The organism is Pseudoalteromonas ardens (genome assembly GCF_030125445.1).
Taxonomy (GTDB): domain Bacteria; phylum Pseudomonadota; class Gammaproteobacteria; order Enterobacterales; family Alteromonadaceae; genus Pseudoalteromonas; species Pseudoalteromonas ardens.
On record NZ_JASJUV010000002.1, the window covers coordinates 750,692 to 767,608 of the forward strand.

15 protein-coding genes and 1 pseudogene are annotated in these 16,917 nt (G+C 44.3%); 3 read left to right on the forward strand and 13 right to left on the reverse strand.

The genetic code is table 11. The features are described 5' to 3' along the window. Nucleotides 1-71 precede the first annotated feature (71 nt). Nucleotides 72-1,868, forward strand: a complete 1,797-nt coding sequence (locus QNM19_RS08300) for a serine hydrolase domain-containing protein (RefSeq protein ID WP_284026581.1) — start codon at nt 72-74, stop codon at nt 1,866-1,868. A 66-nt stretch (nt 1,869-1,934) separates the two neighbouring features. Here QNM19_RS08300 and QNM19_RS08305 read toward each other — a convergent pair whose 3' ends face one another. Continuing rightward, nucleotides 1,935-3,212, reverse strand: a complete 1,278-nt coding sequence (locus QNM19_RS08305; protein ID WP_049864380.1) for a Xaa-Pro dipeptidase — start codon at nt 3,210-3,212, stop codon at nt 1,935-1,937. A gap of 118 nt (nt 3,213-3,330) precedes the next feature. After that, on the reverse strand, nt 3,331-5,106 hold the full coding sequence (locus QNM19_RS08310; RefSeq protein ID WP_049864381.1) for an MFS transporter: 1,776 nt from the start codon (nt 5,104-5,106) through the stop codon (nt 3,331-3,333). Nucleotides 5,107-5,172: 66 nt separating this feature from the next. On the opposite strand from QNM19_RS08310, the gene QNM19_RS08315 reads away from it, so the two are divergent. Further along, the gene (locus QNM19_RS08315) at nt 5,173-7,575 is read left to right on the forward strand and encodes a hypothetical protein (RefSeq protein ID WP_049864382.1); all 2,403 of its coding nucleotides are present in this window, start codon (nt 5,173-5,175) and stop codon (nt 7,573-7,575) included. A gap of 273 nt (nt 7,576-7,848) precedes the next feature. Here the strand turns inward: QNM19_RS08315 and QNM19_RS08320 are convergent, their stop codons facing one another. From QNM19_RS08320 to QNM19_RS08360, 9 genes are all read right to left on the reverse strand, one after another. Continuing rightward, nucleotides 7,849-8,298, reverse strand: a complete 450-nt coding sequence (locus tag QNM19_RS08320; RefSeq protein WP_284026582.1) for a DUF5992 family protein — start codon at nt 8,296-8,298, stop codon at nt 7,849-7,851. A gap of 213 nt (nt 8,299-8,511) precedes the next feature. Next, entirely contained in the window at nt 8,512-9,003 is a 492-nt protein-coding gene (locus QNM19_RS08325) for a type II secretion system protein GspG (RefSeq protein ID WP_049864383.1), read from the reverse strand. 62 nt (nt 9,004-9,065) lie between these two features. Continuing rightward, nucleotides 9,066-9,560: a P-loop nucleotide/nucleoside kinase family protein gene (locus QNM19_RS08330; protein WP_049864384.1), complete on the reverse strand. Its 495-nt coding sequence runs from the start codon at nt 9,558-9,560 to the stop codon at nt 9,066-9,068. A gap of 727 nt (nt 9,561-10,287) precedes the next feature. Then, complete coding sequence (locus QNM19_RS08335) at nt 10,288-10,602, reverse strand: hypothetical protein (protein ID WP_049864385.1); 315 nt, start codon at nt 10,600-10,602, stop codon at nt 10,288-10,290. 63 nt (nt 10,603-10,665) lie between these two features. Next, the gene (locus tag QNM19_RS08340) at nt 10,666-10,983 is read right to left on the reverse strand and encodes an antibiotic biosynthesis monooxygenase family protein (RefSeq protein ID WP_049864386.1); all 318 of its coding nucleotides are present in this window, start codon (nt 10,981-10,983) and stop codon (nt 10,666-10,668) included. A gap of 731 nt (nt 10,984-11,714) precedes the next feature. Continuing rightward, complete coding sequence (locus QNM19_RS08345; protein ID WP_049864387.1) at nt 11,715-12,332, reverse strand: LysE family translocator; 618 nt, start codon at nt 12,330-12,332, stop codon at nt 11,715-11,717. A 263-nt stretch (nt 12,333-12,595) separates the two neighbouring features. After that, on the reverse strand, nt 12,596-13,051 hold the full coding sequence (locus QNM19_RS08350) for a GNAT family N-acetyltransferase (protein ID WP_049864388.1): 456 nt from the start codon (nt 13,049-13,051) through the stop codon (nt 12,596-12,598). 190 nt (nt 13,052-13,241) lie between these two features. Further along, the gene (locus QNM19_RS08355; RefSeq protein WP_049864389.1) at nt 13,242-13,772 is read right to left on the reverse strand and encodes a hypothetical protein; all 531 of its coding nucleotides are present in this window, start codon (nt 13,770-13,772) and stop codon (nt 13,242-13,244) included. A gap of 112 nt (nt 13,773-13,884) precedes the next feature. Then, nucleotides 13,885-14,259, reverse strand: a complete 375-nt coding sequence (locus QNM19_RS08360) for a hypothetical protein (RefSeq protein WP_049864390.1) — start codon at nt 14,257-14,259, stop codon at nt 13,885-13,887. A 298-nt stretch (nt 14,260-14,557) separates the two neighbouring features. On the opposite strand from QNM19_RS08360, the pseudogene QNM19_RS24460 reads away from it, so the two are divergent. Continuing rightward, a pseudogene (locus QNM19_RS24460) lies at nt 14,558-14,795 on the forward strand (IS4 family transposase); the annotation flags it as partial. A gap of 204 nt (nt 14,796-14,999) precedes the next feature. Here QNM19_RS24460 and QNM19_RS08365 read toward each other — a convergent pair. Together QNM19_RS08365 and QNM19_RS08370 are read right to left on the reverse strand one after the other, a co-directional pair. Further along, entirely contained in the window at nt 15,000-15,341 is a 342-nt protein-coding gene (locus QNM19_RS08365) for a hypothetical protein (protein WP_049864391.1), read from the reverse strand. Between the two features lie 473 nt (nt 15,342-15,814). After that, the gene (locus tag QNM19_RS08370; protein WP_049864392.1) at nt 15,815-16,570 is read right to left on the reverse strand and encodes a type 1 glutamine amidotransferase domain-containing protein; all 756 of its coding nucleotides are present in this window, start codon (nt 16,568-16,570) and stop codon (nt 15,815-15,817) included. Between the last annotated feature and the right edge of the window lie 347 nt (nt 16,571-16,917).

A 16,917-nucleotide genomic window follows, 5' to 3' on the forward strand; every position in this document is an offset into this window, starting at 1 on the left:
CTTTTTTAACTCAGCAGATGTTCAAAAATCACGGTACGGGCGCACGACCAGAGCCGGGTAAGGAGAAGTCAATGCTCAGAAGTCTTATCATATTGGCCACTTTGTTGCTGTCAAATTTGACCTATGCAGAGACCAAGCAAAACAAAATACAAACATTGCTCGACGCACAGGCACTGTCGGGGATCACCTGGGGCATGGTGACTCAGGCACAGGTCACAACAGGCAGCGCAGGATATGCCAATATTGAACACTCGCAGAAGATGCTACACAATCAAAAAATGCATGTTGGCTCAGTCACTAAAACCGTCCTGTCACTGGGGGTTTTGCGGTTAATTTCTCAGGGGAAGTTGACACTCGAAACCCCGGTTCAGCCTTTGCTGCCTAACCTGCATTTTAATAACCCCTGGGAAACCCGTGCACCTGTGCGCGTTAAGCATCTGCTCACGCATACAGCCGGGCTGGACAATATTCGTATGTGGCAATTTTTGAGTACCACGCCCACACCAGTTACACCACTTGCTCAGGCTTTTCCGACAGAGAATAAAGCGCTACTCAAAATAAGAACTGAGCCTGGTACTCAATATTCATACTCCAATATGGGCTATACGTTGCTTGGAATGGTAATAGAAGCTGTCACCGATCAACGCTATGAAGCCTATCTGGATCAACACTTGCTCATTCCGTTGGGTATGCATGACAGCACCTTCGAATTTACCAGTCAAAGTGCCAACACCACACTGGCCATGGGGTACCATGAAAACCAGGTTGCCCAGAGCGCCGTGCCTGTTTATACCCGACCTGCTGGTCAATTCACCACAACTGCGTCAGATATGGCCACATTCATCCAGTTTGTATTGAGCGATGGCGTGCTTAATGGGGAAGCCATTGTTGACCCCGAATTAATGGACAAACTTTTTGATTATCACATTACAAACGCAGACAAAGCGGGTCTGGAAATTGGCCGGGGTCTGGCATTTGCAAACCGCGACAGATATGGTGTTATCGGCCATTGCCACCCAGGCACAACTTTTGGTTTTCGCGCCAATATCTGCGTGTTCCCGGAGCAAAAGAAAGGTTACTTTTACGCTATCAACACGGACAGTGAAAGCGCCGACTATGAAGCGTTCAAAGCCTTGTTCGTCGAATTACTCGAGTTAAATGAAACCAAAATTGCTCAGCCCGGCACATCGACAAAGGACATGTCTGCCTGGCTTGGTGTGTATGAACTGTCGCCCAATAATATGGCTGAATTTGAGTTCCTTGATAAACTATTCGGGCTCGTTTGGGTTTCGGCATCTGGTGAGCAAATCACACTACACTCGTTGCAAAGTGCCCCTCGAATACTGCACCACATCGAAGGTGGTCTTTACCGGGACTCCGAGCGAACTCAGGCATCTCATGTGTTTTTTACCAACCAGGCCGGTGAGCTAATATTAAGCAACGGCCTGAAAACCTTTAAAAAAGCCAATGCAGTTGAAATCTCACTATATTGGGCCAGCCTGCTACTCGGATTGTGTGGCTTTTTATACATTCTGATCTTTGCACTGTTCAGATTGGTAACCAAACGCTTTACTAGCTTCCGACGCCTGCAGTGGGGTTTGATGAATTTACTGGCCTTTAGTGTGCCAATCCTTCTGTATTTAAATCAGTCTTTTCTGGCTTTTGGCGATGTCACTCTCGCGAGCATCTCTCTTACCACTCTGACCGCTTTGTTGCCATTCAGTTTGATCTGTTCATTGTGGCAGTGTTACCAGCAAGGTATAAAAACAAAAGGCAGTATGAGAGATGGTATATTGCTTATTATGGCCCTGCAGTTGTGCGCAGTCCTGGCAGCCTGGGGACACTTACCTGCTCTATTCTGGCGATGAGCAAAGCCTGCGGATAAAATCAAACATACCGGCCTGTCGCCGGTATGTTTAAAACGCTAATTCCTGTTACTGGCGTTGATCAACTTCTACTTTGCCGTCTTTGATCACCAGAGTAACGGTTTCCATAACCTGAATGTCCTCCAGCGGATTACCTGGTACAGCAATAATGTCAGCCAATTTTCCAGCCTCTAAAGAGCCCAGTTTGTCCTGCATTTTTAGTAGTGATGCCGAGTTGATGGTTGCAGCCTGAAGCGCCTGTAGCTCATTCATGCCGAATTTAACCATACGACTGAACTGCTTACCATTTTGGCCATGGGGGTAAACCCCACCATCTGAGCCAAATACCATGTTGACGCCAGCTTTAACGGCTTTGGTAAAACTCGCCCGCTGGGTGCCACCCACTTTACGCTCTTTATCCAGGCTTTCAGGTAAAATACCGGCCTTTTCCCCTTCGCTCAGGATATATTCCGTGTTGTAAATATCCATTGAAAAGTAAGTGCCGTGCTTTTTGGCAAGCACAATGGCTTCATCGTCCAAAAAGCTCACATGCTCAACTGAATCGACCCCGGCACGAATAGCAGACTTAATGCCATCGGTGCCATGCGCATGCGCTGCGACCGTCAATCCACGTAAATGGACTTCTGCCACCAATGCCTGCATTTCCTCAAAAGAATATTGCTGTGCGCCGACTTTAGTGCCTTTTGACAACACCCCACCTGTTGCACAGAACTTGATCACATCGACGCCATACTTGATGTTCTCACGTACTTTTTGCCTGACAGCCCACGGGCCATCCGCTACACCAGCTGCAACCACCTTATGCTCATGGGTAAAGAGATTATTATCACAATGGCCACCGGTGATCCCAAGCGCAGGGCCAGAAGCAAATATCCGCGGCCCTGGCACATCGCCATCATAAATGGCATCTCGTAATGCCAGGTCGGCATAACCTGGTGCGCCCAGGTTACGAACGGAAGTAAAACCCGCAGCCAATGTGCGTTTGGCATTGCGCACCCCTGTAATTGCCGAACGCGGTGCTGTACGACGTAAACGTTTATAGCCGTGTACCTGAGAATCCCCGGTCAGATGCACGTGCATATCAAATAATCCGGGCAATAATGTGTGACCTTTGAGGTCGATCACTGTCGCGTCTTCAGGGTAAGCCCTGCGATTACTGCGCGCCACAGACACTATGGTGTTATCTTCAACCACCACAGTGGCCGGGCGGATCAACTTACCCGTCTTCACATCCAGTGCGGCATCCGCATTAAGAACCAGAGTGTCAGCAAATGCGTTGCCACAGGCCATAAGCACAGCAGCACTGATCAGAGTTGTTTTCAACATATTCGCTTCTTTTTTGTAGTAATTAGTCGAGTCAGTCTAGTCACAGCACGCTTACAAAGGCAAACTAACTGCGACTAAAAGCAATCAACGTCACGTATCCAGGTTGCAAATACACTAACTAGCTTGTCTGTGGTGCAGATGAAATCTCGTGCGTTGAGCCCTCGATTACATATCGATTAAACAAATACAAAGCGATCGCTGTAAGCAAGGCAAGACCACCGAATAGCGCCCACATTAAATCCGGGCGGCCATCCTGTTGCACCAAAGTTGCATAGCTCCAGCCAGATAAGAACCCGGCGAACAAGAAACCCAGTGCCATGGAGACGAAGTAGTACCCCATATATAAGGCTGCCTGAGAAGGCGGCGCAATGCTGGCCACATACTCCTGGCTCTTCGGAGAGGTGAGCATTTCGCCCAATGCAATCAGCAGGATCACAGTTACTATTACCGCGCCTCCCGTGGCTGTCAGCTCTACTGCCATCAGAGCAAACGCGCAACACATCACCACCAGTCCGGCCGTCAGCACGTAAAAAGGACGGATCCGCTGACATAAATAACTCACCAGAATCTGGAGCAGCACAATGGCCGCGAAGTCGAGGTTAATCAAGTACTCCGGGTTAATCTGGCGATATGCTAACAACGCGCTGGTAAACTGCTGCAACTGAATCGTTGTCAACACTTCCAGTGATTGTAAGTGTGTCATCAGGGCTGAAAGCTCTGAGGCTGGCACATTCACCTTCAGATGCACCCACTCCAGGCGCAACGCTTCAGCAGCTGGCTGAGTACCTCCATGCAACTGGGCATGCAATGCCTGCACCGCTTCTTGCAACTGCGTACTGTCGACATAAGCAAAGAACGAGACAGCATCTTCACCAAACCAGGCGATAAAGTTCAACAAGTCGCGCGTATCTACATAATCGCGAATAAACAAGGGCAAGGTATAAAACAACTGATTATAAACCGTCCAGAACCCGGCAATAATGGCCAGATACAAAGCAAAACGCACATTGCTCACTCGCATTGGCTGAGCCCACCAGCTGACACTCGACGGCCCTACTTTCGATGCAATACGATCCCAGATCAGATTAATCACCAGCCACAATCCAATGCAGGAGAATGCTTGCGCATAGCTGAGCACTTCGACACCTGAACACATCAGCAGCAAGACAGCAATCAACAGAGTCAATGCAAAACGACCATTGCCCAATACTGACTGGGCCTCTCTGATCACGTTGCTCAGTGGCGCTTTTTCACGTTTGAGACTAGGCGGGTCACGATAAAACCACAACACGGGAATAAAGTTAACCAGGATCCAGCATGCCGACATCATAAACACCGCATCCCAGCTGATAGCGCGCAATGCGCCGGCCAGCAAAGGACCCAGAAAGCCGCCAATATTCACCATGGTATAAAAAATACCAAACCCCAGACCGCGATTGCTGTCATTGGTACTATGAGAAATGGTACCCACAACCACAGGTTTAAAACACGCAGCCCCCAATGCAACCAAACTTAACGCAGCAAAAAACGGCCAGAAACTTTGCGCCTGACCCAGCAAATAATAGCCAGGCGCCATGATGGCAAACGACAGTAAAAACATTTTTCGATAACCGAGCTGATCACCCAGCGCGCCGGTCAGCACAGGTAAAAGATAGAGAAAAAATGGAATTATCCCCTGTACAGCACCACGCTCAAGATCAGTAAAACCCACGCCCCCTTGTGCACTGGGCGTGGTCATATACACAGACGACACAGCAAAAAAGCCATACCAGGCTAACCGCTCAAAAATTTCCATCAGATTAGCCACATAGAAAGCGCGACTAAACCCACGGTGCTGAACATTTCCAGTTTGCAGCTCAGGCCCTGGCTGACTGGACGGTGTACTTATCGACATTGACTTGGATCCTATTGATTATTATTGTATACAATATACATAAAACACTAATAAGAGAAAGTCAAAATGTTACGTTTGAGTTTAATTGCGCTGGCACTACTGAGTGGCTGTCAGTCAATAGAAAAACCCCATCAAGATTCCAGAGCACAATTATCACAACAGCGTGCTCAGGCCATACCGAGCCCTGCCCAGATGCGCGTTGATATTGACGTTGCTGGCAGAACCAGCACGTTAAATCACATAGACATCACGTATGTAGGCAAGCAGATCCCACGCACCTATAGCGAGGGCAAGATCACCAATAGCCGAGGTTACAACTGGTGGGTCAGCAAACACTTTGCACTGAAAAGTGACTTGAGCGAAGAAAAAGTGCGCTTATATCTTGAGTTACTGGAGATGTCTTACCCTCATTATGTTGAGCTGTTTGGTATGGCGCCTGCTAACATAGAGCACCAGCGTATTGCCGTCGTGTACGGCAGCTCTCGGGAGCGCGTGCGTGAAGCCATGCTGGATGACGGGTTTTTGCGTGGTGTACACAAAACAGCGGGCGGTGAAACCATGTATTATAACCGTGCCGGATATAGTTTCCCCAGCCACCGCCAGCACCACCAGCGTTATATTGTGATCCACGAAACCATGCACGCTTTTCACATGGCACTGAACGGCCACTCGACCTGGGCACCGAATTGGATCACGGAAGGCATGGCTGATGCCATCGCAAGCCATACCTATGACAGCAACAAAAAACAGCTCAGAGTCATGGTGTTTGACCGCGCACCGATGAACTACCAGTCACTGGGGCTGGCGCAATATCATCAAAATGCACAGCCCAGTTTTGAGCAAATCAACGACGACCCACAATTACGCCGGGGCCTTAACTTTTTTATTGTGCACTTTTTACTCAGTGATCCCATCCGTTACCAGTACTTTAAGCGCTACCTGAGCTCATTAATGGCTTTGAACCCGGACTCAGAAGCCACATTGCCAACGGCCAATGCCCTACTTAAAGAAACCTTTGCAGACTGGCCAAAACTGGAGCGCGATTTTGCCAGATTCGTCCATTCAGCACACCCCAGCTTTTATATTGTGCGTGGGCCCTGGGAGCAAAATGGCGCAGGCTATTGGCTACGCAGCAATGACCAAAAGCAGCTGCAACGCTTAGATATCACTCCAAAACACAATGCCACACATCCTGTGTTAGATTACCCGGCACCCGCTTCTCACCCTGCCATAAACCCAATTGGTAAAGAGTCTTTTTCAGCTTTGCTGACTCTGCAACCCGAACAACACACACGGGGGGAAATAGGGTTCGGCTTACTTACCAAGCTCACGACAGACAGCTTGGCTAAACGCGCCGGACTCACAGACAAAGCCGAGTTTGAACAAGATCAAATGATAAAAGTGATACTTAAAGATGGCACCCGGTTATCGGTCGATAACACCTCAAAGGGGACCTCTCAGGAAATTGCGCTGACACCCAGCGTATTGCAGAGTTTAAAACAAACCTCGCAATTGGGCGTGAATCTGCAGCGCACCCATGCTGGTCTCGCCATTGAAATTAAATCCGGCAGCAGCCAGCAGAACGTGCTGTTTAAAATGGCGGACGACACATTAAGCGCAATTAATTTTCAACAGGTTACGTTGCTTGGTCGCAACATGAACCACACGATCACCCCTTACCTGTTCGGTCACACATATAAGGTACCGGAACTAAGCAAAGACACCGCCAACCCCTGGTACTTTGCTAATGCAGCTTTGGCGCACCGGGCTTTTAATACGTGTGTCGAGTTTTCTGCTCAACTGCCGGGCTGCATGGCAACCTTGCGCGAACTGTTAGCTCAACAAACGAGTGTTACTAAGCATCCCGTTATTAGTAAAAACCTGTACTCCCTGATGCAGGACTGGCAAGGTAAGCTCTCTGACAGTGCCCTGTTTGCGCTCAGTGGCATTGAATTAAAACTAAGATTTGACGGCCAGACCCCGTTTATCTTTGCCCATAACCCGAGTGAGCAGGCGGCCGAAGTCACACTGCAAAACGGGACATCCTACTCCCTGTTGCCAGGAACACATAACCTGCCTCTGTCAGCAAAACAGAGCAAAGTTGACTATTCTGTGAGCTGGAAAGGTTTAACCCAGCCAGGCCAGATCACGCTTGAAAATCAGCACTTTGACGGTGTGTATTTAAACGCACAGTTGCATCGAGATAAATCAGATATAGAGATCACCCTGACCGGCCCGTATTCGGGAGACACCCATGGTAAATTGTCAGTGCAGTTTCTGCCCTATCAGACTCCCGAAGCTCAGCCAACACTCTGGGAGCAGGACGTCACCATTGCGCCTTATGAGAAAAAACGCTGGCAGCCACATTTGAACGAACCAGGCAAACTTGAAAATGGTGTCCTGAAAGTGATTGCTGTATTAGATGTGGATGGTGAGCCCATCAGATTAGTGGAGCGCTTTAAGCTTTAGGAAACCTAATGGGGCTAACCGAGTTGGCTGGCCCCGACACTGTGTAGTCAATATATACTCAAATAAAACATTGTTTTAGATAAAGCGACTCAATCACTGCTCTGGAATTAGAGTCGCTCTACTTTGCTAAGATAAAAGCCATTGTGTCCGCAATAGTTCCGGGAAAATTCGAGAAAAGGTGACTACAAGTTTGTGGTAGCCTATCAGGCAGTGAAACATTTGATATTTTAATCTGCCTTAGTGTACAAATCTTACTCACTTGTGTGTTAAAGGTTACTTACTCACCTTTATATATGCCGCATTATGGCAATCCGTGTTGTAGTAGTTGTGTGCCATTATTTTATCTCCAGTAGCAAAAGCAGTCAGAGCTGCCGAATAAGCTCTCTCATGACTCTCTTTTGATCCAGCCGCTGTCACAGGAAAAGAGATAGATTTATTAGCACACAGACCTGTACCACCCTCTAGCCAAATCGTAAATGTATTCACGTTCCCGTTTGTGTTTGAGATACCAGTAATAATTGCGTCTTTCACGAGGTCTGTTGCGGCAAGTGTGTTATGCGAAAAAGCGAGTAGAATTGCAGTTATAAATAAACTTTTCATTGTTAATCCAAAGTCAATTTTCCATTTAGCATACAAAAAAATTAAGGTATGAAATATATTAAGTGCAAGCTGTCGAACAAACTCCAATGAAACCAGCATCAGAGATATGACCAAATTATACACTAAGATTCCGCATAAGAAACGAGCAATTCCCTCTATAAGGTTTGTCTGACGACGCAGAATCACACTCTTTGATAACTCTCTTGGAAACACATTATGATATTCAGGATACCCGCAAACAAAGCACTGTTCTGTTACTGACAGATAAAATAGTCAAACCGATAAAAACCTCTGTCAGGCTGGCTGAACCAACCAAATATCCACAAGCCCCGCTTGCTATGACACTGACGAAAAGCCAGAATATATAACAGCACATTGCGGGGCAATTTTCTCAGATAATTTTGCAACAACGACTTTGACATTGGAGGCCAAATCCGAGTTGCCTGATGCAAACTTAACCACATAGCATACATCCTGGCGATCACCCATACCGCCTGACAAGGCGTCAGAACCGAGCTCCCAAAGCAAAATCACCTTCTCTTCAAGATTAAAATAGTAATAGTCATTACCCCACCTGCTTTCTGGCACTGCCCTAATATAGCCAAGCTCAGATCCGGCTATTTTTGCAGAGACTAAGTGTTCAAGTCCCTCCTCATTACTAGGATATCGACCTGTTTTTAACTTATGCATTTCTAAAGCATCGGCAATGTGCCGAAAATTGAGCTGAACAAAGTCGATCTTACATCCCTGATTTTGCCAAAGCCACGGCCAGGCTATGCCCCCCCAGAGCAAGAGTACAAGCAAAACAATAGTTCGACTTAACTTCATAAGGTTCCTTAAGTACTAAACGCTCTGTCACGGAAGCGGCGTAATATTCCTCGGCTATTTTCTTACGCGCTCACCTTGCAGCCATGCTCGAGCTCACTGTCGGTCGGCACTTCAAACTTGGGCTCCATGAAGTCAAACATCATGTCCGTTACTTCAAACGAGTATACCTTCGGGTCCATTTCTATATTCCGTTTAGCGACTCGCTTTCTGCGAACCTCCTTTTGTGCGTCAAGATAATGGATCTCGGCTCTAATACCTAGCTCACTCGCTTTGCTGACAAAAAGGTCACGCTGAGCTTTAGTCGTAAAGCCCAGATCAAGTACAACATTGCCGCCTAACGATAAAATTTGCTCACAGACTTCCCATATTTGCTCGTGACACCGACCCACACGTTCCATCATCCAGGAAAAATCAAGCGACTGCATATCTTTCGCAAATAATGTCTGCATCCAGGGATCAATTGAGAACTTGACAGCACCAACTTCCTCACATAACGACATAGAATAGGTCGTTTTACCAGCCCCTGTAGGACCACAAACTAAAAATAGCTTTGCCATACTTAAATTCCTGTATTGAAATAGACAAGCTTCCTTAAAGCAGCTCACCTGAACTAGAGCATCAATCTCTCATTACGCCTAATGTGTATGACAGACTGATGTAAACCAAATAAAATGTGCTGGTATATATAGCTAAACTCAAGTTTGACTTCACCCATTGAGCACATTTGTTCACATCTAGTCGATTCGTTCAACTATGTATAAAACTTCATTTTACTTGCCAATGCCATTTGTATTAGTGATAACTGCGCTTGAATAAGCTCATCCTTCGACCCAAATAGGAAATGTAGCTGGATATACATCCGCTTCTAACACTGTGTAACCCAGTATATATGCTAAGCAATAATCATCATCACAATTGGCGATATTGCCACCCACGGTGCTTTCTCTGATTAATTGCCTATCATTGCCGACGTTGAGGCCATCATTAATAAACATCTGAAATGCGACGCCAATCGCCTCTCTTCCACCTCTACCACACATATTGAAATTCTCGGCTCTACTTCTTACATCGATACACAACCTTTACAGACACCAAACGTGAACAGGCTTTCACATTTACTATCGACATGCGCGGTTTAACTAAAGTCCCTACAGGCCACCAAATATCAAAAAAACAGCCCTAATGATGCACCCCTCCTGATACTGTAGAGATGCCGCCCAGCAAAAACCGCAGGAAAAGCGAGTAAACTGAGTTCATTTTTCAACTGTCACTTGTGTATTGCCATCAACCGGAGTCATTGTCGTTTGAATTTTCGAAGAAAACAGAGGAAGCCTCGATAGTGCTGCTTCCTTTTGGCAGGTAAGGCCTGTTGGTACATTTCAGATATTTCTGTTTGCCATAATCACGATACTTAGAAATACCGCCGCCAAAGACCTCCTTAGCCAGTTTTAAATACCGCTTTGATAATCTTGCCCGAAGCAACGCATAGGTAATTTCTTCGTCTGTGTAAGTGTCCTTTTCACCATAAAGAGTTAGCCACGGCGTCAACTTCCTGGCAACTCTCTTTGCCAGGTAGTGCTTTATAACCTGCTTCACCATCACCTCCCCTTCTAACTGGGTACTCGCTCAAAAACACAAATGCATCAGAGCTTGCTTGGTCTGTTATATACCGTAATCCCGCTCTACTTTTGCAATACGCACCTTGAATGACTTGTACCAAAGTTTGCGGCCTGTTTTTTGCGCTTCCATGTGCTCAGCATTTGCTTTCCAGTTTTTGATGGACTCTAAATCAGTCCAATAAGACACTGTAATGCCTAGCGCCTCTCTTGCTGATTCAATGCCTAAATATCCGGGTTGCTGTTCAGCTAACTCGATCATTCTACTTGCGATTTCACCATAACCATTATCCCCTTCCGTTCGACTCGAAGTAAAAATAACAGCATAGTAGGGTGGTTCCGGAGTATTAGCTAACAGTGACATCTGAATTCCTTCGGTATATGTTATTTCGCTTTTCTACACATATTGCGACAAGCAAGCTAGTTGTAGCGAGTCCTGCGTACACAGTGTTATAGCCTCTTCCTCTAGCTAAACCTTTAATACTACCAAACACCTAAAAGCTCTAAGGCATAAATGATACCTATAGCGCACATTATTATGCCACTTAACTTGCTCGCTTGCTTTTTATGATTTAACTCTCTTGCGTAATTACATCTGAGTTTCTAATTTTGATAAGCCCAAAACCCTGGCACAGGCTATAGATGCCGAAACTAAGCCCAGCAATCATCATTATTAGTTGAAACACGTATCACCTCCAGTACTAATTTAGCTACCACACTGACATCTGAAAACGCCTGGAATTTCGTACCGTATTGCAGATAACCATATACCATCCCAGTCTCCCAAAAACTCCAACTCACTCAGGTTATCAGGATAGTGATCATTTCTTTGTTTATGTAATTCTACGATTTATACAGCTGATACAAAGTTCTGCTTACCAAACTTCTCGTCGGCACCGGGGACTTCAAAGTCGCAGCCCAATAAAGTTACCGCGAGCACTATACTGATTATTGTTTTAAACATTTACTCCATACCCTTGTTATAAAAACCACACAACAGCCTTGATAGCTATGATATTCAATAGATGCAGTAGTTTATGAGGGGGTAAAAGCTTAAGCTACACGTTGCGACGCACCCTTAGTCAGATTAAAAATTTATTGCTGGCGACTTAGTAACAAGCTCACTCCTGAAATAGCTAAAAAGGTTGCGCAACCTCTATTGAAGCGCTTTGCTATTTTCGGTTTCGTGAACCACTGCCTCAGATATACGCCGAATAGAGCATAAATTGATATTGCCACTAATTCTAAGATGAGGAAAGTGACCCCCAAAACGAAGAACTGTTCATTTACATTGGCTGTAACATCAACGAACTGAGGTAGAAAGGCAGTAAAAATTAAGATTGCCTTTGGATTCCCTGCAGCTAACAAAAATTCCTGCTTCGCTAAACCAAGTCGGTTGCGAATACTTTCGGGTTCAGAGACGGGGCTTGCGTTCGAGCGCCAAAGATTGAAGGCAATCCACAACAAGTATGCTGCACCGGCAACTTTAATGGTTAAAAATAGCGTCTCAGATGCAAAGAGCACAACCGCTAAACCTGAAGCAGCCAAAGCAATCATCACTGTGAATGCCGCAATTCGACCCAGACCCGCAATTAAAGCGGACTTAAAACCATAACAACGCGCATTGTTCATAGACAATAGGTTGTTTGGACCAGGAGTCATATTGAGCGCAAAACACGCCAATATAAAGAATAATAACTTCCAGATTTCCACAAATTTCCTCCATAAATATAACGCTCAAAAAAGGACTGGCCATAATTGACTAGGTTTTGAAGTAAAGCAGAGCCAATTATTATGATTCTAACTTTAAGGCTTTTTACTTTTCTTTTTCCTATATTCATAGCCGCGCTTTATCGCTCTTTCATTTGCAGCACTAATACGCCAACCCATATAGTTATTTACATCTTCTATTGATGCTTGAGCACATCTTTTATCTCAATCACTAAAGTCTTACCTCAGTGGCCACGAGGAACCTGTTAAGCGCCTTGCTCACCTTCACTTTTGACCATTTTATTTACCGTTACTTTTACAGAATTGTAAGTGGTTTCAAATGTTTCTGTGATCACGAAACCAGACTTTTTGTACATTTCCTTTGCAGTAAAGTTCGAAGCCGCAACATACAAACTCGCACTTCGCGAGGTAAGAGACAGTAAATGCTCAAGCAAGTCTTTGCCAATTCCGTGCCCGCGATGGTTAGGGTGCACAAATAACGCCCTAATTTCTGACTCAAAGATTGCGCAAAAAGCGACTATAGACTCAAGTTCGTAAACGAATATTTGGGATTCAAATAACAGTTTTCTCCGTTCCTTGTCTTCCGACAATGGCAATAAAGTAAATTGTGTATTTTCGTGCGACAATTCGTCTAATTTGGAGAGGTTATATATCTTTTCTATTGACTGAAAGTCGACCTCTGAATACATCCTTATGGTCAAATTTTACTCCTGACGGCTAACGCCTTATTAAGTGCATGAATGCTTGGCTAAACTTAGCGACAAAGAAGCTCAATCCTGCTGATTTACATCCTTGATTCATGCGTTTGTGATATTTTCTACTAAACCAATACAGTTTTATGGCTTGTGCCACATGCTCTTAATTATGCACGAGGTCCTTTTTAACAGGCACTTATTTTTTGTTTTCTTCTTTCGGTGGTACATATGGATATTTCATTCCTGGGGCCCATTTTATTTTCTTATCTACGTACTCAGAGAAACCAGTGCCATCCTCTATGCCCAAAACTGAATGACCAAAACAACTAACTAGTACAACCATTGATTCAGTACCACCATAAGGGTAGTCATGAGGATGAAAGTTCAGATGGTGGCACTCATTCTCTTTCGTGATGGAAACAAGATCGTAATCTCCATCCCAAAGAGCTGCGTACATTGACTCTAAATCCCATGGCGGCAATGGCATTTTAGGAGATAGGCGAATCTCGACCGCAGTCTCTGCCCAAAAGTTTTGCCATTCTTTCAGTTCTTCGTTCGATGGGTCCCAGAAATGGCGCTTTTCACTGTTCGAAAGAAACTCGTTCAGTTTCATTTCGTCAGGCCCTTCTGAGGAATCTTTCTCATTTTTCATTAACTCAAAGAAACTTGTAAGTCGTGCTAGTGACTCATCATCCTGTGCATGAAATTTTACGTGGCAATATTTCATTGGTTCCCCTTGAGCATATGACACGTCGCTAAAGCGTCGCAAGATAACAGACTAAAATTAGCGAAATAAGGAGCGCAAGCCTACTGGTTTTCGTCCTTGACTGAAACGTTATTTAGGTCTGTGTAATAATTCTTCGTTGCCAGAGCAATAACACCCCAGCAAACACAATTGAAATAAATGATAAATAGAACAGCGGTTGCGAAGTTCCGGTAACACCAAAGGCCGTTAAAATTATCAGGCTTAAAGCTAAAAACAAGCAAGTTAATCTTGTCACATTTGGAAAGTCATATATCGATTTCACACCCCAAAAAATACACGTCAAACCCAGTAAAGAAAAAGTGAACAGACCAAAATAAAATAAACTTTCAAATATCATGAATGCACTGACAAACAAACTAATCAAAGATAACACGCCCCAGCCGACTGCTGAAGGAAGTATTAAAACCATCAAAAGTAGTTGTCTTATAAAGTTATTTTTCCGATCCAAAGGTATTCCTAACGCCCGTATCTGAGGAACCCCCAGATATTCATATTTAAAATCAATGTGATGGAGATGCAGATATTGTTTGATTTAACTTATTTCGCTAAAGCTCACTAGATAACAACACCATGTGTATTCTCTCCATCCTATACGATATGCTTAGAAAAAACTGCCCCCAAATTCATGCCCTGCATCTTGGTATTAATGCTGGCAACCGAAATACCGGGTTTCGACAGGTCGATAAAAAGGTTGGTCATGGCTCAGACGGATGCGTAGCAAAATCACTGTTCGCGAGCGTATGTAAATCGAAGAAAACTTTCGAGATCTGAAAAGCCCTCAATACGGTATGTGCCTCAGACATAGTAAAAGCCGATGTACCCAACCGACTCGAAACACTGTTATTGCTCTCTTTACTTGCGACAATTATCCTTTGGTGGTTCGGCCTGTATGCTCGCACTCAAATAGGCAACGAAAGTTCCTGACAAATACAATCACAGATTGTGCCGTTCTGTCGACTGTCAGACTTGGCAAAGAGATTAGGAGACAAAGCGGGTATGTAATTGCATGGAAGCTGTTCCACTAGACAATACGCGAATATGTGCTCGATACATCAGCTTGGGAGACCTCAATTATGAGGCAATCTCCCAGCGCCTGTATATGCGGTGTGAAAGACAGGCTAAAATTGGCAATGAATAAACGTAGGCCAAGCTTTTACGTCCTGATACTTGATGTATTTGTGATAAATCTTATAAAGTGGTTACTTGCTGCCCCTGCGTAATCACAACAGAAGTTGACTCTGTAAAACCAGCTATTACAGCTATGCCTAGTGATAGGAGTGCCTTCTTTTTAGCTGTATATGCTGATATCGCACCGAATAGTAAAAAGGGTATAACAAAATAGCCTAACACTGAAATCAGACTCAATAATTGAGGAAGTTCTAATTTTTGAATCAATAAGTTACAAACAGCACTAAAGATTAATGGACATATATAAATTGCAATAGAGTCATAAAAATCTAGAAAATTTTCTTTGTCTACAATTTTTAAAAACAATAAAATCAAGCCACCAGTGATTAAAATTTGAATCATCAAACCTCCCTTATAGATTTATCTCATCTGCATAGAAAACGATGGATATTTGATTAAAACCAGCTAGAAACAATCGTCATCCAAGCGTTTAACATCCTTTTTATGCACCTGATACATTTTGGATAACCACAACTTTACCTTGATCAAGTTACAGTTTTAATCGAAATTTTTTATAGTGAAACTAATTGAATTTTTCTAAGCCAAAAACTTCGACTATTAACACCAAACTGTTTGGGCGATCTTCACTAGCGCTTAGTCGAACTGAACGGAAAAGCGCATGATATCAGCCGTCTAATCCTGCCCCATTTTCGAAGCGTTAGAAGAGAAGCTGACCTTCCCAGTAAAACCCAAAAAAGTGGCATTAATTGCCAGTGTTAGAAAAGTGGTCATTACCTTGAACGCGATGCGCAGAGACAGAACTATGTAAGAAGCGCCAAATACTGAAAGTTAGCTATTGACGCCATAACCTTTTGTTAAGTACCACTATTAGTAATAATCATTTCCTTTGCAACCAGAGCCGCTGATGGTAAAAACATGGTTGTAACCACACGTTGATCAATAACGACGTCATGTTTATTTTTTAACGTTTCCTTGTTTTGCGCAAATGCCCCGTTCTTATTAAGCTGGCTTTCAATCAAAAAGGGGAGTAACGTCCCTTGTTTTGCCCACTTTTTCGACTTTTCTGTGGAGTTAGGGAAACCTGCGATCTTTTTACCCTTAACGAGAAATTGCCCGGAAGCCAGTTTCACGTTAGCAATACCTGCTGCCCCATGGCCACCCGTGCCGACAACACCGCCCGACTCATAGACTCTGGCAATGATTGACTGTATTTCTTTATTGCTCGCCACATCAAAAACTGGGCCGTATCCTCCACCTATATATACGCCCCAGTAGTCATCAGGATTAACGTCTTCAGGTTTAAGTGAACTGTTAGCTTTACCTAAAAAGTTCTCGTATTTTATTGTATAACTGCTGATTCCGAGAGGGTCCATCATAAAAGGGACTTTCCCACCTTGAGGAGATACAAAGTCCACGTCAAAGCCATGACTAACAAACACATGATATGGCGGTGCCACTTCCCATAGGTTGTTTCTTGCATCATGTTTTTCTGGATCTCCCATATTTTCCATATTTGATACAATAATCAGTACTTTCTTAGCTGGCTCAGCGTACAAAACACTTGATAGCAACAGACAAAGTGCACTAAAAAATAAACTAAATAACTTCATAATTTCCCTTAATTAAACCTGTGCCACAAAGGCACATAACCTTTTGATTTTTATATCCTATTACATTTCATCATGAATACCCAGCAATAAATTCCCGATAACAGAAACTTTTATGAAACATTTACCTCCCCTCTCCAGTGTTTTTTTGCACAGGTTCTCGCACGCTTGATGCCATCCTGCTACCTCTTGTCTGGGATCATTAGTTCTGAGATATTAGATGACTGCCCACAGTCAGACTTGGCAAAGAGGTCAGACGAAGAAATCATTATTTTATAACAGAGAAACGATTACACGGGGCTATACACGAATACGTGCGCTTGATACATCAGCTTGAAAGAGCGCAATTA